Source organism: Jiangella alkaliphila (assembly GCF_900105925.1).
Taxonomy (GTDB): domain Bacteria; phylum Actinomycetota; class Actinomycetes; order Jiangellales; family Jiangellaceae; genus Jiangella; species Jiangella alkaliphila.
In genome coordinates this window covers 4,661,210-4,679,325 of record NZ_LT629791.1, presented here as the reverse complement: position 1 = coordinate 4,679,325, position 18,116 = coordinate 4,661,210, and the positions used below count along the sequence as shown (strand labels likewise).

The 18,116-nt window shown below is 72.5% G+C and carries 21 protein-coding genes; 9 read left to right on the top strand and 12 right to left on the bottom strand.

Annotation, left to right across the window (positions count from 1 at the left end; all coding sequences use genetic code 11):
• Positions 1–45 precede the first annotated feature (45 nt).
• The gene (locus BLV05_RS21410) at positions 46–549 is read left to right on the top strand and encodes a DNA-binding protein (protein WP_231948580.1); all 504 of its coding nucleotides are present in this window, start codon (positions 46–48) and stop codon (positions 547–549) included.
• A gap of 14 nt (positions 550–563) precedes the next feature.
• Here the strand turns inward: BLV05_RS21410 and BLV05_RS21405 are convergent, their stop codons facing one another.
• Positions 564–1,442, bottom strand: coding sequence for an NAD(P)-dependent oxidoreductase (locus BLV05_RS21405; RefSeq protein ID WP_046772305.1), 879 nt, complete (start codon positions 1,440–1,442; stop codon positions 564–566).
• An 87-nt stretch (positions 1,443–1,529) separates the two neighbouring features.
• On the opposite strand from BLV05_RS21405, the gene BLV05_RS21400 reads away from it, so the two are divergent.
• Together BLV05_RS21400 and BLV05_RS21395 are read left to right on the top strand one after the other, a co-directional pair.
• The gene (locus BLV05_RS21400) at positions 1,530–1,865 is read left to right on the top strand and encodes a winged helix-turn-helix transcriptional regulator (RefSeq protein WP_046772304.1); all 336 of its coding nucleotides are present in this window, start codon (positions 1,530–1,532) and stop codon (positions 1,863–1,865) included.
• Positions 1,866–1,961: 96 nt separating this feature from the next.
• Positions 1,962–2,438 (top strand): hypothetical protein, encoded by a 477-nt coding sequence (locus BLV05_RS21395; RefSeq protein WP_046772303.1) that lies wholly within the window; start codon positions 1,962–1,964, stop codon positions 2,436–2,438.
• A gap of 90 nt (positions 2,439–2,528) precedes the next feature.
• On the opposite strand, the gene BLV05_RS21390 is transcribed toward BLV05_RS21395, so the two are convergent.
• The 6 genes from BLV05_RS21390 to deoC all read right to left on the bottom strand — a co-directional run bounded on the left by BLV05_RS21390 (position 2,529) and on the right by deoC (position 7,301).
• Complete coding sequence (locus BLV05_RS21390) at positions 2,529–2,924, bottom strand: PIN domain-containing protein (RefSeq protein ID WP_197683243.1); 396 nt, start codon at positions 2,922–2,924, stop codon at positions 2,529–2,531.
• Positions 2,921–3,163: an AbrB/MazE/SpoVT family DNA-binding domain-containing protein gene (locus BLV05_RS21385; protein WP_046772302.1), complete on the bottom strand. Its 243-nt coding sequence runs from the start codon at positions 3,161–3,163 to the stop codon at positions 2,921–2,923. Before BLV05_RS21385 ends, BLV05_RS21390 begins: the two co-directional genes overlap by 4 nt.
• 60 nt (positions 3,164–3,223) lie before the next feature.
• Positions 3,224–3,610, bottom strand: coding sequence for a VOC family protein (locus BLV05_RS21380; protein WP_046772301.1), 387 nt, complete (start codon positions 3,608–3,610; stop codon positions 3,224–3,226).
• Positions 3,611–3,708: 98 nt separating this feature from the next.
• On the bottom strand, positions 3,709–6,072 hold the full coding sequence (locus tag BLV05_RS21375) for an ATP-binding cassette domain-containing protein (RefSeq protein ID WP_046772300.1): 2,364 nt from the start codon (positions 6,070–6,072) through the stop codon (positions 3,709–3,711).
• Between the two features lie 33 nt (positions 6,073–6,105).
• Entirely contained in the window at positions 6,106–6,516 is a 411-nt protein-coding gene (locus tag BLV05_RS21370; RefSeq protein WP_046772321.1) for a VOC family protein, read from the bottom strand.
• A gap of 53 nt (positions 6,517–6,569) precedes the next feature.
• On the bottom strand, positions 6,570–7,301 hold the full coding sequence (deoC, locus tag BLV05_RS21365; protein WP_082155772.1) for a deoxyribose-phosphate aldolase: 732 nt from the start codon (positions 7,299–7,301) through the stop codon (positions 6,570–6,572).
• A gap of 46 nt (positions 7,302–7,347) precedes the next feature.
• Here deoC and BLV05_RS21360 point away from each other — a divergent pair, with 46 nt between their 5' ends.
• From BLV05_RS21360 to BLV05_RS21340, 5 genes are all read left to right on the top strand, one after another.
• Complete coding sequence (locus BLV05_RS21360) at positions 7,348–8,052, top strand: GntR family transcriptional regulator (RefSeq protein WP_052763094.1); 705 nt, start codon at positions 7,348–7,350, stop codon at positions 8,050–8,052.
• A gap of 108 nt (positions 8,053–8,160) precedes the next feature.
• Complete coding sequence (locus tag BLV05_RS21355; RefSeq protein ID WP_197683242.1) at positions 8,161–10,701, top strand: amidase; 2,541 nt, start codon at positions 8,161–8,163, stop codon at positions 10,699–10,701.
• 124 nt (positions 10,702–10,825) lie between these two features.
• Positions 10,826–11,347, top strand: coding sequence for a TetR/AcrR family transcriptional regulator (locus BLV05_RS21350; RefSeq protein ID WP_046772298.1), 522 nt, complete (start codon positions 10,826–10,828; stop codon positions 11,345–11,347).
• A gap of 60 nt (positions 11,348–11,407) precedes the next feature.
• Positions 11,408–12,046, top strand: a complete 639-nt coding sequence (locus BLV05_RS21345; protein ID WP_046772297.1) for a class I SAM-dependent methyltransferase — start codon at positions 11,408–11,410, stop codon at positions 12,044–12,046.
• Positions 12,039–12,869 (top strand): oxygenase MpaB family protein, encoded by an 831-nt coding sequence (locus tag BLV05_RS21340; protein ID WP_046772296.1) that lies wholly within the window; start codon positions 12,039–12,041, stop codon positions 12,867–12,869. Before BLV05_RS21345 ends, BLV05_RS21340 begins: the two co-directional genes overlap by 8 nt.
• On the opposite strand, the gene BLV05_RS21335 is transcribed toward BLV05_RS21340, so the two are convergent.
• Entirely contained in the window at positions 12,851–13,498 is a 648-nt protein-coding gene (locus tag BLV05_RS21335) for a DUF1345 domain-containing protein (RefSeq protein ID WP_046772295.1), read from the bottom strand. The two genes, BLV05_RS21340 and BLV05_RS21335, sit on opposite strands and share 19 nt — an antisense overlap.
• 74 nt (positions 13,499–13,572) lie before the next feature.
• Between BLV05_RS21335 and BLV05_RS21330 the strand changes: the two genes are divergently transcribed.
• Positions 13,573–14,364, top strand: coding sequence for an aminotransferase class IV family protein (locus BLV05_RS21330; RefSeq protein WP_046772294.1), 792 nt, complete (start codon positions 13,573–13,575; stop codon positions 14,362–14,364).
• 5 nt (positions 14,365–14,369) lie between these two features.
• On the opposite strand, the gene BLV05_RS21325 is transcribed toward BLV05_RS21330, so the two are convergent.
• From BLV05_RS21325 to BLV05_RS21310, 4 genes are all read right to left on the bottom strand, one after another.
• Positions 14,370–15,044 carry a cytochrome b/b6 domain-containing protein gene (locus tag BLV05_RS21325; protein WP_046772293.1) on the bottom strand — a complete coding sequence of 225 codons (675 nt, stop codon included), beginning with the start codon at positions 15,042–15,044 and terminating at the stop codon, positions 14,370–14,372.
• Positions 15,034–15,570 carry a hypothetical protein gene (locus tag BLV05_RS21320; protein WP_152691074.1) on the bottom strand — a complete coding sequence of 179 codons (537 nt, stop codon included), beginning with the start codon at positions 15,568–15,570 and terminating at the stop codon, positions 15,034–15,036. Before BLV05_RS21320 ends, BLV05_RS21325 begins: the two co-directional genes overlap by 11 nt.
• An 88-nt stretch (positions 15,571–15,658) precedes the next feature.
• Positions 15,659–16,399, bottom strand: coding sequence for a tetratricopeptide repeat protein (locus BLV05_RS21315; protein ID WP_046772291.1), 741 nt, complete (start codon positions 16,397–16,399; stop codon positions 15,659–15,661).
• A gap of 121 nt (positions 16,400–16,520) precedes the next feature.
• Positions 16,521–18,077, bottom strand: a complete 1,557-nt coding sequence (locus BLV05_RS21310) for a phytoene desaturase family protein (RefSeq protein ID WP_046772318.1) — start codon at positions 18,075–18,077, stop codon at positions 16,521–16,523.
• Positions 18,078–18,116: the final 39 nt, after the last annotated feature.

The window sequence follows — 18,116 nt, the reverse complement described above, 5'->3', positions numbered from 1 at the left end:
GTCAACATGGTTCCAGCTTTACGGGTGCAAATGGTGGGAGGGCACGTGGCCGACGTCGACGCCAGTCGCGCGGCGCAGCGCGAGATCTACGGCGAGCCGCTGGGCGCCGTCGTCGATCGTTGCCGGGCGACGCTGGGCCTGACGCAGGGGAGGGTGGCGGCGCTGCTCGGCATCTCCGCGCCCATGCTGTCGCAGCTGGTGAGCGGGCAGCGGATCAAGCTCGGCAACCCGTCGGCGGTCGAGCGGCTGCGGGTCATGGTCGAGGCGACCGATGCCGTCGCGGCCGGGCGGCTGACCGTCGCCGAGGCCATCACGCGGATCGAGGCGGCCGGCGGGCCGGGGGAGTTGCTCACCGGCGCGACCACCCGGCGCGCGTCGACGCGCGAGACCGCCGAGCAGATCCAGAGCCTGTTCCGCCGCGTCGCGTCGGCGCCTGACTACCTCGCCGCCGCCGACCGCGTCGCGCCCGACCACCCGGAGATCGCCGAGCTGCTGCGCGTCTACGGCGCCGGCCGCACCGACGACGCCGTCGCGCACCTGCTCGGCTGAGCGGGCCTACGCGCCTACGCGGTCCGGAGCACCTCGGTGAGCGCGGCGATGCTGTCCTCTCCGTGACCGGCGGCCGCGGCCTTGCGCACCAGGTCGTGCAGCGGTCGCAGCCACGCGTCGTCGACCTTCGCCTCGCGGGCGAACTCGAGGTCCACGTCGGCCCCGGCCACGAACAGGTTCACCGACGACGCACCGGCGCTGTAGTCGCGGGCGTCGATCTCGGCGGCGAAGACGGGCACGATCTCACCGATCATCTGCAGCCAGCGGACGGCGTAGGGGACCAGGTCGGCGGCGGCGATCCCGCGGGTGCGGGCCGCGGCGGCGCCGGCGAAGAAGCCGACCAGCGCGGGCAGCAGCGTGGCGCCGACCGCGGACTCGTAGAACTTGGCGAGGTCAGGCTCGCCGCCCAGCAGGACGGTGTCGCCGCCGAGTGCCCGCAGCGTCGGCGCGTGCTCGGCGAAGACCTCCGCGTCGCCGGCGTAGTAGAGCAGCGTGCCGGGCCCGCCGACCGCCTCCGGCACGTCCTTGACCGCGCCGTCGAGGAAGCGGACGCCGTTGCTTGCCGCCCATTCGGCGAGCTCGCTGGCGTCGGCGGGCGTGCCGCTGTTGAGCGTGACCAGCGTGTGGCCGGCCAGCGTCGCCGTCGCGGGCTCGAGGATCCGGCGGGTGTCGTCGTACCCCGTCAGGCACGCGACGACGAGCGGGCTCGCCGCCACGGCGGCGTCGACGGTGCGTGCGTGCTGGGCGCCGGCGGCGACCAGCGGCGCGGCCTTCTCCGGCGTGCGGTTCCACACCGTCGTCGGGTGCCCGGCGGCGAGGAACGCGCCGGCCAGCGCGGCGCCCATCGAGCCGAGACCGAGGACGGTGACCGCGGCGGGTTCGTGGTGTGTCATGCCCACGATGCTGCGGGTTGCACCCACGGATCCACAAGTACCTACAATTCTGTTCGGTACCCACAGCCTTGTATGCAAGGAGGTCAGATGGCCGGGCGGACGTTCACCTGCGGACTCGACGCCGCAGTCGCCGTCATGGGCGGCAAGTGGAAGGGCCTCATCCTGTTCGCCCTCCAGGACGGCCCGCTGCGCTTCGGCGAACTGCGCCGGACGGTCGGCACCATCAGCGAGCGCATGCTGATCCTGCAGCTGCGCGAGATGCAGACGGCCGGGCTGCTGCACCGCGAGGTGTTCCAGCAGGTCCCGCCGAAGGTCGAGTACTCGCTCACCGAGTTCGGCCGGTCACTCAACGACGCGCTGGCGCCGCTGGGGGACTGGGGCGAGCAGAACATGGGCCGCATCGAGGCGATCCCGTTCGAGTAGTTCCCCGCAATGCAGCGCGCCGCTAGGCTGACGTGACATCCGGGGGAGGCAGCGGTGCCGATCAGGTGGGCTCGAACGATCGTTCTGACGGCCGTCGTGGCGGTGGCGGCGTTCTGCGCCGCCGGCGTCGTCGAGGACGGTCCGCTGGCCGGGCTTGCCGGCGAGGTCGGCCAGCGATCTCGGGACGGCGGCCCGGTGACCATCAGTTACATGCTGCCGAACGACGGAGCTCGGGCCGTCACGATCACTCACGTGGGGCTGCTGAACTCCGACGGGCTCACGCTGGAGGCGGCGCATGTGGTGCCGGGGCGATTCTTCATCGGTGGTCCGTATCCGCCAGAGACGGACGACGAACACTGGGCCAACCATGCGCCCACCTGGCGGCAGCGGGTCGATGCGGTGGGGGCGGTCATCCCGGCCGGCGGCGGCCATGACCTGGTCGTCGGTTTGCGGCCCGGCCGACTTGGTACGTCAAGGATCGACGGTGTGGAGATCACGTACACCGAGGGCGGCCGGACCTACCGACTGGAGTCGCGCATGAAGGTGACGATCTGCACAGGACCTGGATGCTAGTCGGCCGATCGATCCGCGGAGGGGAGTGCCCGGCGCAACCCCTTCCGGCCTTCGCCTCTCAACTACTTGACATAATGTGCATTATCGGCGTTACGTTAGGAGCCGCATATCCACGGCCTTCGCCGCCCGTCGGTCGAACGTCACGGTGTGCTCACAGCCCGCCTGGCGTGCGGTCTCGGCGATGACGGCATCTGCGAAGTCGGCGCCTCCGGACGCTGCCTTCAGCGCCCGGTCGACCACCGCCGGATTCTCGACGACGAACTCGTCGGCGTTCACGAGGTCGCTCAGGGCGCTCGTGACGTCCTGAGCGTCGAAACCGTAGGTGTGTCTCAGCACCCAAGAGGTCTCGACCAGGGTCACGACACCCAGATAGCCGGGCCGCCGGACGGTCAGGCTCTCGAGCGCCTTGGTGGCGATCGGCGCCTGAGCCGGGTCGTCCTGCGTCAGGTAGCGCACCAGGACGTTGGTGTCGACGCCGATCATCATGGCGACTCGGTGGCGCCCCGTGCGATGCCGGCGTCCATCTCGTCCAACGTCTTCGGCTCACCGGTGTACCGCAGCCGCCCCTTGAGCTCCGTGACGCTACGAGCCCGCCGACTGAGGACGTAGTCGCCGTCCTCGTTGCGGGTGAACGTCACGCGCGCACCTGGCACCAGTCCCAGCTCCTTCCGGATCTGCTTCGGAATCGTGATCTGCCCCTTGGTCGTCATGGTCGCAGACGTCACGCAGCATCGCCTCCTTACCTCATGGTAAGGAGGCGATGCCGCATCAGCAAGCGCGTCGGCTCAGGCGTTGGTCGCGACCTTCCACAGGTAGCCGTCCGGATCGCTGAACGTGCCGGAGTAGCCGCCCCATTCGGCGGGCGTCGCCGGCTTGAGGATGGTCGCGCCGGCGGCCTCGGCGGCCTGGAAGACGGTGTCGACCTCTTCGCGGGTGTCGGCGATGTAGTGCAGCGAGAAGCCGCGGAAGCCGGACCCGTCGGCGGGCACACCGGCGTCCTTGGCGACGGCCGCCCAGTGGTACAGCGCCAGCGCCGACCCGTCACCGAGCGCCAGCCGGGCGAAGCCCGGGTGGTCCTGGTCGAGCGTCGCGCCCATGCCTTCCACATAGAACTTCTTGGCGCGGTCGAAGTCCTGGACCCCCAGCATGACCACGCTGACCTGCAGCGACATGATGTTCTCCTTCGTGGTTCGTGGCTACACCATCACGCTACGGCGACCGGAGACGGGCCCGCTTCTCGATTCCTGACCGATCCCTGACCGATCCGGCGTCAGGCGCCCACGTAGTCGGCCAGGTGCTCACCGGTCAGCGTGGACCGCGCCGCGACGAGATCGGCCGGCGTGCCCTCGAAGACGATCTGACCGCCGTCGTGGCCGGCGCCCGGGCCGAGGTCGATGATCCAGTCGCCGTGCGCCATGACCGCCTGGTGGTGCTCGATGACGATCACCGACTTGCCCGAGTCGACCAGCCGGTCCAGCAGCCCGAGCAGCTGCTCGACGTCGGCGAGGTGCAGGCCGCTGGTGGGCTCGTCGAGGACGTAGACGTCGCCCTTCTCGCCCATCTGGTTGGCCAGCTTGAGCCGCTGCCGTTCTCCCCCGGACAGGGTGGTCAGCGGCTGGCCCAGGTTGACATAACCGAGGCCGACGTCCTCGAGGCGGGACAGGATCGCGGCCGCCGCGGGCACCTTGCCCTCGCCGTCGGCGAAGAAGGCGTGCGCCTCGGCCACCGGCAGGTCCAGCACCTCGGCGATGTTCAGGCCGCCCAGCGTGTACTCCAGCACCGCAGCCTGGAACCGCTTTCCGCCGCACTCCTCGCACGGCGTCGAGACCGTCTCCATGAAACCGAGCTCGGTGTAGATGACGCCGGCGCCGTTGCACTCCGGGCAGGCGCCCTCGGAGTTCGCGCTGAACAGCGCCGGCTTGACGCCGTTGGCCTTGGCGAACGCCTTGCGGATCGGCTCGAGCAGACCGGAGTACGTGGCCGGGTTGCTGCGCCGGGAACCCCTGATCGCGCTCTGGTCGATGGCGACGACGCCCTCGCGCTTGGACACCGAGCCGTGGATCAGCGAGCTCTTGCCCGAGCCCGCGACGCCGGTGACGACCACCAGCACGCCGAGCGGGATGTCGACGTCGACGTCCTGCAGGTTGTGCGCCGACGCGCCGCGGACCTCCATGGTGCCCGACGGCGTACGCACGGACGGCTTCACCACGGCGCGGTCGTCCAGGTGCCGGCCGGTGACAGTGTCGGTGCCGCGCAGGTCGTCGACCGTGCCCTCGAAGACCACTTCCCCACCGCCGGAGCCCGCGCCGGGGCCGAGGTCGACGACGTGGTCGGCGACGACGATCGTCTCGGGCTTGTGCTCGACGACGAGCACCGTGTTGCCCTTGTCGCGCAGCCGCAGCAGCAGGTCGTTCATCCGCTGGATGTCGTGCGGGTGCAGCCCGATGGTGGGCTCGTCGAACACGTACGTGACGTCGGTCAGCGACGACCCGAGGTGGCGCAGCATCTTGATCCGCTGCGCCTCGCCGCCGGACAGCGTGCCGGACGGCCGCACGAGGCTGAGGTAGCCGAGCCCAAGCTCGACGAACGAGTCGAGGTTGGCGCCCAGCGCCGTCAGCAGCGGCGCCACCGACGGCTCGTCGAGGCCGCGGATCCACTCGGCGAGGTCGGTGATCTGCATCGCGCACGCCTCGGCGATGTTGATGCCCTTGACCCGCGCGGACAGCGCCGGCGCGTTGAGCCGGGTGCCGCCGCACTCGGGACAGGCGGTGAACGTCGCGACGCGCTCGACGAACGCGCGCAGGTGCGGCTGCAGCGAGTCGACGTCCTTGGACAGGAACGACTTCTGGATCCGCGGGATTAGCCCCTCGTAGGTGAGGTTCATGTTCTCGAACTTGATCTTCGTCGCCTTCTTGTGCAGAAGGTCGTCGAGCTCCTTCGCGCTGTACTGGTTGATCGGCTTGTCCGGGTCGAAGAACCCCGAGGCGGCGAAGATGCGGACGTTCCAGCCGTCGGCGTTGTAGCCGGGGATCGTGAACGGCCCCTCGCTGAGCGACTTGGTGTCGTCGTAGAGCTGGGTGAGGTCGATGTCGGAGACGCTGCCGCGGCCCTCGCACCGCGCGCACATGCCACCGTGGTAGATCGCGTCGCGCACGATGGTCTTCTCCCCGGTGGCCGATGTCATGACGCCGCTGGCCTTGCGGGCGGGGACGTTGAACGAGAACGCCGGCGGCGGCCCGATCTGCGGCTCCCCCAGCCGGCTGAACAGGATGCGCAGCATGGCGTTGGCGTCGGTGACGGTGCCGACGGTCGAGCGCGGGTTCGCGCCCAGCCGCTCCTGGTCGACGATGATCGCCGTCGTCAGGCCCTCCAGCAGGTCGACGTCGGGCCGGGACAGCGTCGGCATGAAGCCCTGCAGGAAGGCGCTGTACGTCTCGTTGATCATCCGCTGCGACTCGGCCGCGATCGTCTCGAACACCAGCGAGCTCTTGCCCGAGCCGGACACGCCGGTGAACACCGTCAGCCGGCGCTTCGGGATCTCGATGCTGACGTCGCGCAGGTTGTTCTCGCGCGCGCCCTGCACCCGGATGAGGTCGTGGCTGTCGGCGGCGTGCGGCGTGGACGCGTCGGTCATGGTGTCTCCATCTGTGTACGTGGGCCGGCGTGCTCAGCGCAGTTCGCTGATGCGGATGAGGTTCCCGGCGGGGTCGCGGACCGCGCAGTCGCGGCCGCCCCACTGCTGCTGCATGGGTTCCTGGACGATCTCCGCCCCACTGGCCTCCAGGCGGCCGAAGACGCCGTCGAGGTCGGGGGTCGACAGGAGGATTCCCGCATAGCTGCCCTTCGCCATCATCTCGGAGATGGTACGGCGCTCGTGTTCGGTCACGCCCGGGTCGGCCGCCGGTGGCTCGAGAACGATCGACGTGCCAGGCTGGCCGACGGGGCCGACGGTGATCCATCGCATGCCCTCGTAGCCGACGTCGTTGCGGACCTCGAAGCCGAGGATGTCGCGGTAGAAGACGACCGCCGTCTCCGGGTCGTCGTGCGGCAGGAAGCTCGCCTGAATCGAGAGGTCCATGCCGGTCACGCTAGGCGCGCCCGGCTCGGCGGCGCTTCTCGATTCCTGACCGGTCACCCCGCGTCAGCGGTGCCGGTCAGCCGCCGCCGGAGGTCGTCGAGCATGGCCGCGGTCGTCGTCGCGCCGAACCGGGTGGCGCCGAGGTCGCGCAGCGCCAGCAGCGCGTCGAGCGTGCGCACGCCGCCGGCCGCCTTCACGCCGACGGACGGCGACACGCTGCGCCGCATGAGGGCGATGTCCGCGGCGGTGGCGCCGCCGGCGGCGAACCCCGTGCTGGTCTTGACGTACGCCGCGCCGGCCCGCTCCGCCGCCTGGCAACCGGTGATCTTCAGTTCATCGGTGAGAAAGACGTTCTCGAGGATGACCTTCACCGGCCGGCCGCCGGCGGCCGCGACCACGGCGGCGATCTGGTCCTCGACGTACGCGACGTCGCCCTCGCGCAGCCGCCCGATGTCGATCACCATGTCGATCTCCCCCGCGCCGTGTGCCACCAGCTCGGCCGTCTCGGACGCCTTCGCGGCAGTGGTCGTACTGCCGTGCGGGAAGCCGACGACGGTGCCGACGACGACCCCGCTCCCCCGCAGCTCAGCGGCCGCCAGCGCGACGTCGGCCGGCCGCACGCACACCGACGCGGTGTCGTACTCCCCCGCCGTCGCCAGCCCGGCAAGGACGTCGTCCCTGGTCAGCTCGGGCCGGAGCAGCGAGTGGTCGATCAGCTTCGCGACCGTGCCGACGGACGGCAGCGGGCCGGCGTAGGGCGGGGCCTCGATCTCGGTGACGGACACGGGCGCTCCTTCGGTAATAACGGTCTAGACAGCCTAGACTGATGATGTGCCCGCTCCGCAACCGCTGTACGAACGCATCGAGAAGCGCCTGCGCGCCCGTGCGGAAGCCGCCGCCGACGGCGACCCGTTCCCGTCCGAGCAGGAGCTCGCCCGCGAGTTCGGCGTCGCCCGGATGACGGTGCGCCAGGCGCTGGCCGGGCTGCAGCGCGACGGGCGGCTGGAACGGGTCCCCGGCCGCGGGACGTTCGTGCGGGCGGCCGCTGCGGTCCGGCCGGTCGGCACGCTGCTCAGCTTCCACGACCAGATGGTCGCCGCCGGGCGCACGCCGCGATCGCGGCTGCTCGAGGCCGGCCTCCGCCCGGCGACCGGCGACGAGGTGGCGGCCGCAGGCGCGGTCGTCGTCGGCATCACGCGCGTGCGGCTGGCCGACGACGTGCCCATCGCGATCGAGCGGGCGGCGTTCCCGGCGTCACTGGAACGGCTGCTCGACGCCGACCTGGAGTCCGGCTCGCTGCATCAGGCGCTCCGCCGGCTGGGGCTGCGGCCGACACTCGGCTCGTCCGTGCTGTCCGCGGGCACCGCCGGTTCCGACGCCGCCGTTCTGGGCGTCGACCCGGGTACGCCGATGCTGGTCGAGACGCGGACCATCGTCGACCAGCACGGCGCGCCCCTGGAACACACCGTCAGCCGCTACATCGCCGAGCGGTACGCGTTGAAGGTCGACTTCACCGTGGCGTCCGGGTCCTCCTAACACCGCCGCGACCGGCCGGAAACCGGTCCGCAATGCCCGACTGGTGGGGTTTCACCGCCGACACAGGTGATCTTCTATCCATCAGAGAGGGACCACATGCCGCACAGCATGTCGAGGGTCCGGGTGACGGCGGGCGGGCTCGCCGCCGTCGCGCTGGCCGCGGCCGTTCTGCTGCCGGCGGCGCCCACGGGCGCCGTCACCAGTGTTCCGGCCGGCAACGGCGCGACGTGGCAGGTGCATGACGCCGCGCCGCCGGGGCTGGACACCGGCAGCATCCGCGCGGTGAGCAACGCGCCGGTCGAGGGGTTCGGCAACATCTTCGTCCGCGTGACCGGGCCGGCCGGCGCCGCCGAACCGCGGCTCAACGGGGAGATGATGCGCGGCTTCGGTCTCACGTTCGATGGCGTCGACACGTTCGAGTCGACCCGGTCGGTGCAGCTGGGCGACGTCCGCATCGCCCGCGACGTGACGGTGGACGGCCCGGACGCCTGGGCGCGGTTCTTCGACACGTTCACCAACACCGGCCGCGCGCCGGTGACCGTCGAGGTGTCGTTCGGCGGCTCACTGGGCTACGGCGCCGCACAGAACCAGGGCGCCATCCGCGCGACGTCCAGCGGCGACGCCGTCGTCGACGGGCAGGACGCGTGGACGCTGGCCGCCACCCCGAACCCGGCGCAGCGGCCGGTCGGCGTCGTGCTCGGCACGCCGGGCGCCGCCGTGCCGTTGGACCGCACCGGCAACCAGCAACGCGACCCGTTCGAGACGCCGATGGCGACCGCCGGGCACGAGGCGAACTTCCAGGGCTACGTCAGCACGTTCACCGTGCGGCCGCGCGAGACGCTGTCGCTGGCCCGGTTCGTGACGGTCGGCGCGACCGGCGCCGGAGCACGGGACGCCGCCGCCGAGCAGCTCACCGGGCTGGCCGCGAAGCCGGACCTCGCCGGGCTGACCACCCTGGAGCGCTGCACGCTACGGAACTGGGACCGGTCGCTGCTCGGCGTCGCGCGCTGCCCGTCGACCCCGGTGCTCGCGACACCGTCGCCCGGCCCGCAGGCCGCGGCCTACACGACCTCGTCGTACGACGTCGTCAACGCCTCCATCGACCAGCTGCTGCGCGACCTCGACGCCGGGGTGACGACGTCGGCCGAGATCACCCGCGCCTACCTGGACCGGATCGCGGTCTACGACGGCGGTCCGCTCGGCTCCCACGCCTTCATCGACGTCGCCGACGACGCCATGGCGCAGGCCCGCGCCGCCGACCGGGCCCGGGCCCGCGGCGAGACCGGCGAGCTGCTGGGCGTCCCGATCGCGATCAAGGACCTCTACGACACCAAGGACATGCCGACCACCGGCGGCACCCTGGCACTCGAGGGCTGGCAGCCGGAGACCGACGCCTACCAGGTCGAACGGCTGCGCGACGCCGGCGCCGTCATCATCGGCAAGGCCAACCTGAGCGAGTTCGCCAACTCCGGCGGCTACAGCGAGAGCGGCTGGGGCCAGGTCTGGAACGCGCTCTACCCGTCGAAGACGTCGTTTGGCTCCAGCGGCGGGTCCGCGGTCGCCGTCTCGGCGAGCATGGCGGCCGGCGCCCTGGGCAGCCAGACCGGCGTGTCGCTCTACGCGCCGTCGACCGGGAACAGCATGACGACGTTCCGCGGCACCGACGGCATGGCCAGCCTGCGCGGCATCATGCCGCTGAGCTGGGCGCAGGACTACGGCGGCCCGATCGCCCGCACCGTCACCGACCTCGCCCACCTGCTCAACGCGACCACCGGGACGGACCCGCTGGACCCGCTGACGGCCGAGGCGGACGCCCACCGGCCGGCCGACTGGACGGCGCACCTGGACGCCGGTGCCCTGGCGGGCCTGCGGATCGGCTACCTGCCGTCGTCGTTCGTCTCCTCCTACGCCGACGACGGCACCGGCGCGGCCGTCCTGGCGCACTTCGCCGACCTGGAAGCGGCCGGCGCGACGATGGTCGAGCTGGGTGCGCCGCCCTCCGGCGGGCAGTCCCCGGCCGGGAGCCGCAGCGAGGAGGGCTGGGCCCGCTACATCGAGCTGCACGACGACTTCCCGTACCCGGACGGCGACGCGCTGCTGTCCTCCCCGCTGGTGCTCCCCTACAACCAGCGGGCGCTGCGCGACACCCCGCGGATGACGCCGGAGCAGGTCGACGCCTGGCTGGCGTACCGGGCGCAGTACAAGGAGACGATCGCCGGCTGGATGGACGCGGCCGACGTCGACGCCGTCGTCTACCCAGGCTTCATCAGCGACATGTACAACAACGACGCGTCCGGCAACCAGCTCACCGCCGACCGCGGCACCGGAGTCCTGACCTCGAACGTCGGCCTGCCGACGGTGGTCGTGCCGGTGGGCACCAGCCCGCACGGCTACTCGATCTCGATGCAGCTGGTCGGCCGGGCGTGGGACGACGCGGCAATCCTCGGGATGGGCTACGCGCTGGAGCAGCAGACGAACGGCCAGCAGGTGCCCGGCGACGCGCCGCCGCTGGAGTACCGGCCGGGGGCCCGGCCGCACGCGGTGCCGCAGATCGCCCCGCTGGTTCCGGGGAGGTCCCCGTCCGCCGCCGGCCTGCGCGGTTTCGGCCCCATCGGCCCGGGTGCAGAGAACCCGCAGAACGACGGCTGATGTCATCAATGACAACCGCAGCATGTCATCGATGACACGCGCTAGGCTCAGCCGCGTCTGAGAGCATATGTGGGGAGTTCTCCGGAAGATCCGGGGAACTCCCCACATCGACGGGCGGGCGGACATGCGGGCGGACGGACGGCGCAACCGGGAGGCGCTGGTGACGGCGGCGGCGAAGGTGTTCGCCGAGGCCGGCCCGGACGCACCGCTCGACGACATCGCCCGGCGCGCCGGGGTGGGCAACGCCACGCTGTACCGCCACTTCCCCACCCGCCGCGCGCTGCTGGCCGCCGTCTACGTCGACGAGCTGACGGCGCTGTGGGACTACGCGGAGCTGCTGCGCGAGCAGGAGGCGCCGGCCGACGCGCTGCACGCGTGGTTGCGGGCGCTGGCGACGCAGTTGGCGCACACCCGCGAACTGGCGCTCGCCGCCGACGCCGACGGCGACTGGTACGCGTCGGTGCGCGCGGCGGTGGCCGGGCTGCTCACGGCGGCGCAGCGAGCCGGCGAGGTCCGGACCGACGTGACGGCGGCCGACCTGCTGGCGCTCGTCCGCGGTGTCGCCCTGACGTCCGCGTCGCCGGACCAGCAGGCCCGGCTGCTCGACCTCGTCTGCCACGCCGTCGCGACCGGCCGGCACCCGTAGCCGCCCCGGCTCACCCCAGCGAGGGATCCGCGCAGCCGGACCGCGACCTAGGCTGAGGCGATGAGCACCGAGGACCCCGACGAGGCGGCGCGGCGGCTGGCGGCCGTGTCGCTCGCGGCCGACGACCCGACCGGCTGGTTCGAGCGCCTCTACGCCGCCGCGGCCGAGGGCGCCGCCGTGGTGCCGTGGGACCGGGGCGCACCGCATCCGCTGTTGGTCGACTGGGCCGACGGCCGTGAGCTCGGCGGCAAGGCCCTGGTGGCCGGGTTCGGTCCCGGGTTCGACGCCGAGTTCCTCGCCGCCCGTGGCATGGCCACCACCGCGTTCGACATCTCCCCCAGCGCCGTCGCCGCGGTCGAGGCACGCTTCCCCGGCTCGGCCGTCGACTACCGCACGGCCGACCTGCTGGACCCGCCGCCGCAGTGGCGGCACGCGTTCGACCTGGTCGTCGAGGTCATGACGGTGCAGTCGATGCCGCCGCCGTTCCACCCGCCGGCGACGGCCTCGGTGGCCGGGTTCGTCGCGCCCGGCGGGACGCTGCTGGTCATCGCGGTCGTGGCAGACACCGCGCCCGAGGACGGACCGCCGTGGCCGCTCACCCGGGCGGAGATCCAGGCCTTCGCGCAGGACGGGCTGAACCCGGTCGCCGTCGAGCGGCTGGAGCAGCGGTGGTGGCGGGCGGAGTTCCGCCATGGCTGACGACCTCGGCCTGTTCGGCCCGGACAGCGTGAGCTGGCGCGTGCACCGCGAGCCGGTGCTCTGGCTGGCCGGCATCCGCGCCCTCTACCTGCAGGCGCTGCACCCGCGCGCCGTCGCCGGGGTCGTGCAGAACTCCGACATCCGGCGCGACTGCTGGCCGCGGCTCATGCGCACCGCCGAGTACGTCGGCACCGTCGTCTACGGCACCACGGAGCAGGCCGAGCGGGCCGGCCGCCGAGTCCGCCGCATCCACGACCGCCTGCGCGCGCACGACACCGTCACCGGCGAGGAGTTCCGCGTCGACGACCCGCAGCTGCTGCGCTGGATCCACGTCACCGAGGTCGAGTCGTTCGTGTCGACCGCGCGACGGGCCCGCATCGGCCTCACCGACGACGATATCGACCGCTACTACACCGAGCAGACCCGCGCCGCCGCCCTGGTCGGCCTCGACCCGGACACCGTCCCTGCCGGTGCGGCCGCCGTCGAGGAGTTCTACCGCACCATCCGGCCCGAGCTCAGGCTCACCCGCGAGGCCCGCGACGTCGCCCGCTTCCTCACCGTCCCGCCAATGCCGACGAAGGTCCTCGCCATCGGCCGGCCGGCCTGGCTGGGCCTGGCGACGACGGCGATGGCGCTGCTCCCCCGCTGGGCGCGACGCCTGTACCGGCTGCCCGGCCTCCCGACGACCGACGTCGCGGCCTCGCTCACCATCCTGGGGCTGCGCGGGGTGATCAACGCGCTGCCGATCCGCGAGGGCCCGATCTACCGCGAGGCGATGCGGCGGGCTGACGCCGTCCGCGCCGGTCAGGAGCTCGCGATATAGGTCGTCACGATCGTGACGGCCACGGCGAGGATGAGGGTGTTGAAGAAGAACGCCAGCACTCCGTGGATGAGCACCCGGCGCCGCATCACGCGGCTCGTGACGGTGACGTCGGTGGTGCCGAACGTGGTGCCGACCGCCAACGCGAAGTAGGCGAAGTCGGTCAGCCCGAGCTCGTCGTCGCCCGGGAACTCGAGCCCGCCCCGCTCCAGGTATGTGCTCAGGTACGCGATGACGAAGCCGGTGTGCAGGGTGACCCACGAGCTGGCGACCGCCACGATGCAGATGGTGAGCACCAGGCCCGGTGACGTGCCGAGCGTCCGCGCCTGCGGCATTGCGATGACCGTCGCGATCATGGCGAAGGCGGCGGCGCCCTGGGCGAGCTCGTCCGGCGACGACGTCAGCAGGCGCAGGAACGGCTGCCGCTCGGGGTGCGCGTCGCGGACCACCTCGCGCAGGGCCGACAGCTCGCGGCGGCGCACGGCCAGCCAGGTCAGCGTCAGGTAGCCGATGGCGTAGATGTCCCAGGCGGCGAGGAGCTGCACGATCGCATCGCCCGGCACCAGCAGGCACAACAGCACGGCGGGCATCGGCAGCAACTGCCGGGACGACTCGCGGTTCCACCAGCGCATGATCCGGCAGCCTAGACGACGCGACCGGCCGCGGGCTTGACCTTCACACCGGTGTCAACCCTTACGGTCAGTACATGATCGTGCACCGCAACGGCCGCACCGCGACGGCCGACGACCTCGCGCCGCTGGCCTTCGCCGGCTATGCCCACTTCACCGCCGCACAGGCCCGCGACCGGCGCATCCGCGGCCTCGACCTGCACCTCGACCGGCTCCGCGTCGCCTCCCTGGAGCTGTTCGGCCGCGCCCTGCCCGACGACGAGGTCCGCACCCACCTGCGGACGGCGCTTGCGGCCGGTCCGGCGGACGTGTCGCTGACGGCGACGGTGTACGCGTCGGGCGCGGAGTTCAGGCCGGCCGACGGCGGCGACCTCGACCTGCTCGTGCGCACGAGCCCGCCGGCGACCGCACCGGCCGGTCCGCTGGCGCTCGCCGTCGTCGAGTACGAACGTTACCTGGCAGCCGTGAAGCACACCGGCGAGGTCGCCAAGACCCACGCGCTGCGCCGCGCGACCGCCACCGGCTTCGATGACGCCGCGTTCGTGGACCGGCACGGCCGGCTCACTGAGGCGTCGATCTGGAACCTCGCCTTCTGGGACGGGACGGCGGTGGTCTGGCCGGTCGCCGACGTGCTCGGCGGCATCACCATGGGCATCCTGCGGCGGCAGTTGGCCGCCCGCGGGGTGCCGCAGCGCGACGCCGAGGTCCGGCCCAGCGACCTCCCGGCGCTCGCCGGCGCCGTGGTGATGAACTCGTGGACGCCCGGCGTCGCGGTGCACCGCATCGGCGACGTCCAGGTGCCAGCCGCGCCGGACTTCGTCGCCCTGCTGCATGACGCCTACGCGGCCGAGCCGCTCACGGCGCCCTGACGCCGTCAGCGCTCAGGTGGGCGCCGCGCGTCGTCGTCCTTCCGCTCCAGCCAGGCCGGCCAGACCCGGGCAGCGTCGCGACGGCGCAGCCGCCCGCCCAGGTGCATCGCGCGCCACACGCCGCGGTAGCCGGGCAGGACGCCGGACGCGATCAGGATGTGGCCGGCGATCACCGGCGTGACCAGGTAGGTCGCCCACCGGTGCAGGCGGTTGAACCAGACGAACACCGGCCCTCCGGACACCGTCCACAGCCCGATCCCGGTCACCACCAGGGAGAGCAGCAGCACGACGAGCACCAGGTTGGCCACCCGCTGGCCCGGGTCGAAGTGCCCCTCGTGCCGGGCGAACCGCCCGGTCACGACCGCCCGCGGCCAGCGGACCAGCCAGTGCAGGTCGCTGCGCCGGAACCGCACCGAGTCGGTCAGCAGCGTCCGCGCCGCCCGCCACCCCACGACCATGCCGAGCAGTGCGATCCCGGCGAACACCCAGCCGATCGCCGTGTGCAGTTCCGCGTCGGACCATCCGGTCAGCGACGACAGCGGGCTCGGGCGGCCCTCCTGGCCGAGCGTCAGCCACCAGCCGGTCAGCAGCAGCACCAGCACGGTCGTGTAGACGGCGGCGTGCAGCCAGCGGGTCCGGGCGTTGTTGCGCTCGACGGTGCGGCGCGGCTCAGTAGTCATAGTCCGGCGGCGCCTCCTCGTCGTCCTCCTCGCCGTCATCACCGTCGTCGGAGGAGCCGGACGAGCCGCCCTCCCCCACGGTCACCGTGATCTCCGCCTCGGCGCCGGCCGCGGAGTGGTCGGCGTTGCGCAGCGAGACGTTCATCGTGTGCTCGCCGGGCTCCAGCCCGTCGAGCGCGGCGGAGTCGGCGGTGATCTCGTGTTCCTCGCCGTTACCGGATTCGATCACCTCATAGGAGCTGTCGTCGCCGTCGAAATAGAGGTGGACGTGGTGATTCCCGCTCTCCGTGGTGCCGAGTTCCTCACTGGATTCCACGACGAACGTGAACGGCACGCCGAGCTCGGCGCCGTCGGCCGGTTCGAGGATCTCGACGGACGGTCCGCCGCCGTCCCCGGACGTCGTACTCGCGTCGTCGTCACCGCCACACGCTGCAAGAACGAGCGTGAGCGCGAGCGCAGACACAATCAAGGGCCTGGACATATCCCTTCCCTTCCGCAGTGGTGTTGTTATCAGCGAATACGCCACCGCGGTGCGGAGGGATTGATCCGGAATCAGGTCAATCCTTTGGCCGCCGCCATACGTACTAGAGATTGTCAGCGGCCATACATCAGGCCTATCTACGAGTGAACGACGGGGTCTCCCCGGCCTCGGCGCGGCGCAGCCAGTCGGCCGCGCCGTCGGCCCACGAGGCCCGCAGCCCGGCCGCCGCCGCGCGGTCGACGGCGTCGCGCAGGGCGGCCAGCCCCTCCTCCCGACGGCCGGCGACGAGCAGCGCCTGGCCGAGCGACAGCGACGCGCTCGCCAGCAGCCGCGGGTCGCCCAGCTCCGCCCGCAGGTCCAGCGACCGCCGCAGGTGCTCGACGGCGGCCGCGGCGTCCTCGGTCACGACCAGGTGGAAGAAGCCGACGTGCCGGTACGCCTCGGACCGCGTGTAGAGGTCGCCATGGGCGTCGGCCTCGGCCAGCGCCTCGCGGAAGTACGGCATCGCGGCGTCCCAGTCGCCGCGCAGCACCTGGTGTACCAGCCCGGTGCCGAACAGCGACTCGGCGACACCGGCGCGGTCGCCGATCGCCCGGCGCAGCTCCAGAGCCTGCGCGAACAGCGCCGCCTCGGCCTCGATGGCCGACGGCGGCAGCTCGGCCAGGCCCGCGGCGCCGCCGTCGATCGCGCGGTAGTGCAGCGCCATCGCCTGCCAGTGCAGCGCCGCCGCCTCGCCCGCCCGGTCGCCCGCCGCCCGCGCCGTCGCCAGGTCCGCGGCCAGCGCCGCGTCGGCGGCATCGAAGTCACCGGTCACGAAGGCGGCGTCCAGTACGGGCGCCGCGCCCACCGGCAGCGCAGGACCGGCGCGGGTCACGATGACACCTCGAGATTCGGACCGGGCAACGGCGTCGCGCGCCCTCCTGTCAGGTGCGGGTCTGGACCGACGAGCCACGAGGACCTCCGGCCCCCGATGTCCCGCCGGTATTGCCCGGTCCTCATCGGGTCGCCTCGAGGACGGCCATCGCGGCCGCTCGGCCGGGGATGCCGCTGACGCCGCCGCCACGCCGGGCACCGGCGCCGCACAACAGCACCCGCGGATGCTCCGTCTCGACGCCCCACCGGCCCACGTCGTCGGGCGTCTCGGCGAACGGCCAGGACAGGTCCCGGTGGAAGATGTGCCCGCCGGGCAGGCCGACGGTCGCCTCGAGGTCGACAGGCGTGCGCGCGTCGAGGCACGGCCGGCCGTCGGCGTCGACGGCGAGGCAGTCCTCGATCGGCTCGGCCAGCACCGAGTTCAGCGAGGCCAGCGTCGCCTTCACCGCGGCCTCCCGCGTCGCGTCGTTGTCCGCCCGGAACAGCCGGGCCGGCAGGTGCAGCCCGAACAGCGTGATCGTGTGCGCGCCCGACTCGCGCAGCGACGGCCCGAGGATCGACGGGTCGGTGAGCGAGTGGCAGTAGATCTCGCACGGCGGGAGGTCCGGTACCGACCCGCCCGCCGCCTGCGCGTACGCGGCCTCCAGCTGGGTGAGCGACTCGTTGACGTGGAACGTCCCGCTGAACGCGGCCGCGGAGTCGACGTCGGAGCGCAGCCGCGGCAGCCGCTTCAGCAGCAGGTTGAGCTTCAGCTGGGCGCCCTCGGGCCGCTCCCCCGGCGCCGCGCCGAGCAGGCCGGCCAGCGTGGACAGCGCGCAGCCGGCCAGCACGTGCCCGGCCCCGACGCCGCGCGTGACGCCGTCGCGGGACACGAACGACACCTCGCCGGTCGCCGGGTCGACCGCGGTCACCGTCGACCCGGTGACGATGACGGCGCCGGCCGCCACCGCAGCGTCGCGCAGTGCGCCACTGACCGCGCCCATGCCGCCGACCGGGACGTCCCAGTCGCCGGTCCCGTTGCCGATGACGTGGTACAGGAAGCACCGGTTCTGCCGCAGCGACGGCTCGTCGGCGGCGGCGAACGTGCCGATCAGCGCGTCGGTGGCGACGACACCGCGGACGGTGTCGTCGGCGAACGTCTCGCGCACCAGCGAACCGATCGGCTGCTCGAACAGCGCCGGCCACGCCTCCGCCCCCACCAGCGAGCGGAACTCGTCGCGCGAGAGCAGCGGCGACGTCAGCGTCGGCGCCACCCGTCGGGCGACCTCGCCGGTCAGCGCGTAGAACCGTTCCCACGCGTCGTGGTCGGCCGCCGCGCCCAGCGCCGCGAACGACGCACGCGTCGCCTCGCGCGAGCCGGTGTCGACCAGCAGGCCGCCCTCGCCGACCGGCGTGTACGACGAGTACCGGCGCCGCCGCAGCGTGATCGGCAGCGCCAGCTCGTCGACGATCTGCCGCGGCAGCAGCGACACGAGGTACGAGTACCGCGACAGCCGGGCGTCGACGCCGGGGAACGGCCGCTCCGAGACGGCCGCTCCCCCGACGTGGTCGAGGCGTTCCAGCACCAGCACGCTGCGGCCGGCCCGGGCGAGGTAGGCGGCGGCGGTGAGCCCGTTGTGCCCACCGCCCACCACGACGGCGTCGTACCGGGCCCGCAGGGAGGAATGGTCGTCAGCCATGCCGGCCATCCTCACCGGAACACCCCCGCCGGTGCCACC

Coding starts and splice junctions, on each gene's coding strand:
- BLV05_RS21405 (WP_046772305.1), bottom strand. CDS start 1,442: ATGACACACCACGAACCCGCCGCGGTCACCGTCCTCGGTCTCGGCTCG.
- BLV05_RS21400 (WP_046772304.1), top strand. CDS start 1,530: ATGGCCGGGCGGACGTTCACCTGCGGACTCGACGCCGCAGTCGCCGTC.
- BLV05_RS21390 (WP_197683243.1), bottom strand. CDS start 2,924: ATGATGATCGGCGTCGACACCAACGTCCTGGTGCGCTACCTGACGCAG.
- BLV05_RS21380 (WP_046772301.1), bottom strand. CDS start 3,610: ATGTCGCTGCAGGTCAGCGTGGTCATGCTGGGGGTCCAGGACTTCGAC.
- BLV05_RS21375 (WP_046772300.1), bottom strand. CDS start 6,072: ATGACCGACGCGTCCACGCCGCACGCCGCCGACAGCCACGACCTCATC.
- BLV05_RS21370 (WP_046772321.1), bottom strand. CDS start 6,516: ATGGACCTCTCGATTCAGGCGAGCTTCCTGCCGCACGACGACCCGGAG.
- BLV05_RS21355 (WP_197683242.1), top strand. CDS start 8,161: ATGTCGAGGGTCCGGGTGACGGCGGGCGGGCTCGCCGCCGTCGCGCTG.
- BLV05_RS21350 (WP_046772298.1), top strand. CDS start 10,826: ATGCGGGCGGACGGACGGCGCAACCGGGAGGCGCTGGTGACGGCGGCG.
- BLV05_RS21345 (WP_046772297.1), top strand. CDS start 11,408: ATGAGCACCGAGGACCCCGACGAGGCGGCGCGGCGGCTGGCGGCCGTG.
- BLV05_RS21340 (WP_046772296.1), top strand. CDS start 12,039: ATGGCTGACGACCTCGGCCTGTTCGGCCCGGACAGCGTGAGCTGGCGC.
- BLV05_RS21335 (WP_046772295.1), bottom strand. CDS start 13,498: ATGCGCTGGTGGAACCGCGAGTCGTCCCGGCAGTTGCTGCCGATGCCC.
- BLV05_RS21330 (WP_046772294.1), top strand. CDS start 13,573: ATGATCGTGCACCGCAACGGCCGCACCGCGACGGCCGACGACCTCGCG.
- BLV05_RS21325 (WP_046772293.1), bottom strand. CDS start 15,044: ATGACTACTGAGCCGCGCCGCACCGTCGAGCGCAACAACGCCCGGACC.
- BLV05_RS21310 (WP_046772318.1), bottom strand. CDS start 18,077: ATGGCTGACGACCATTCCTCCCTGCGGGCCCGGTACGACGCCGTCGTG.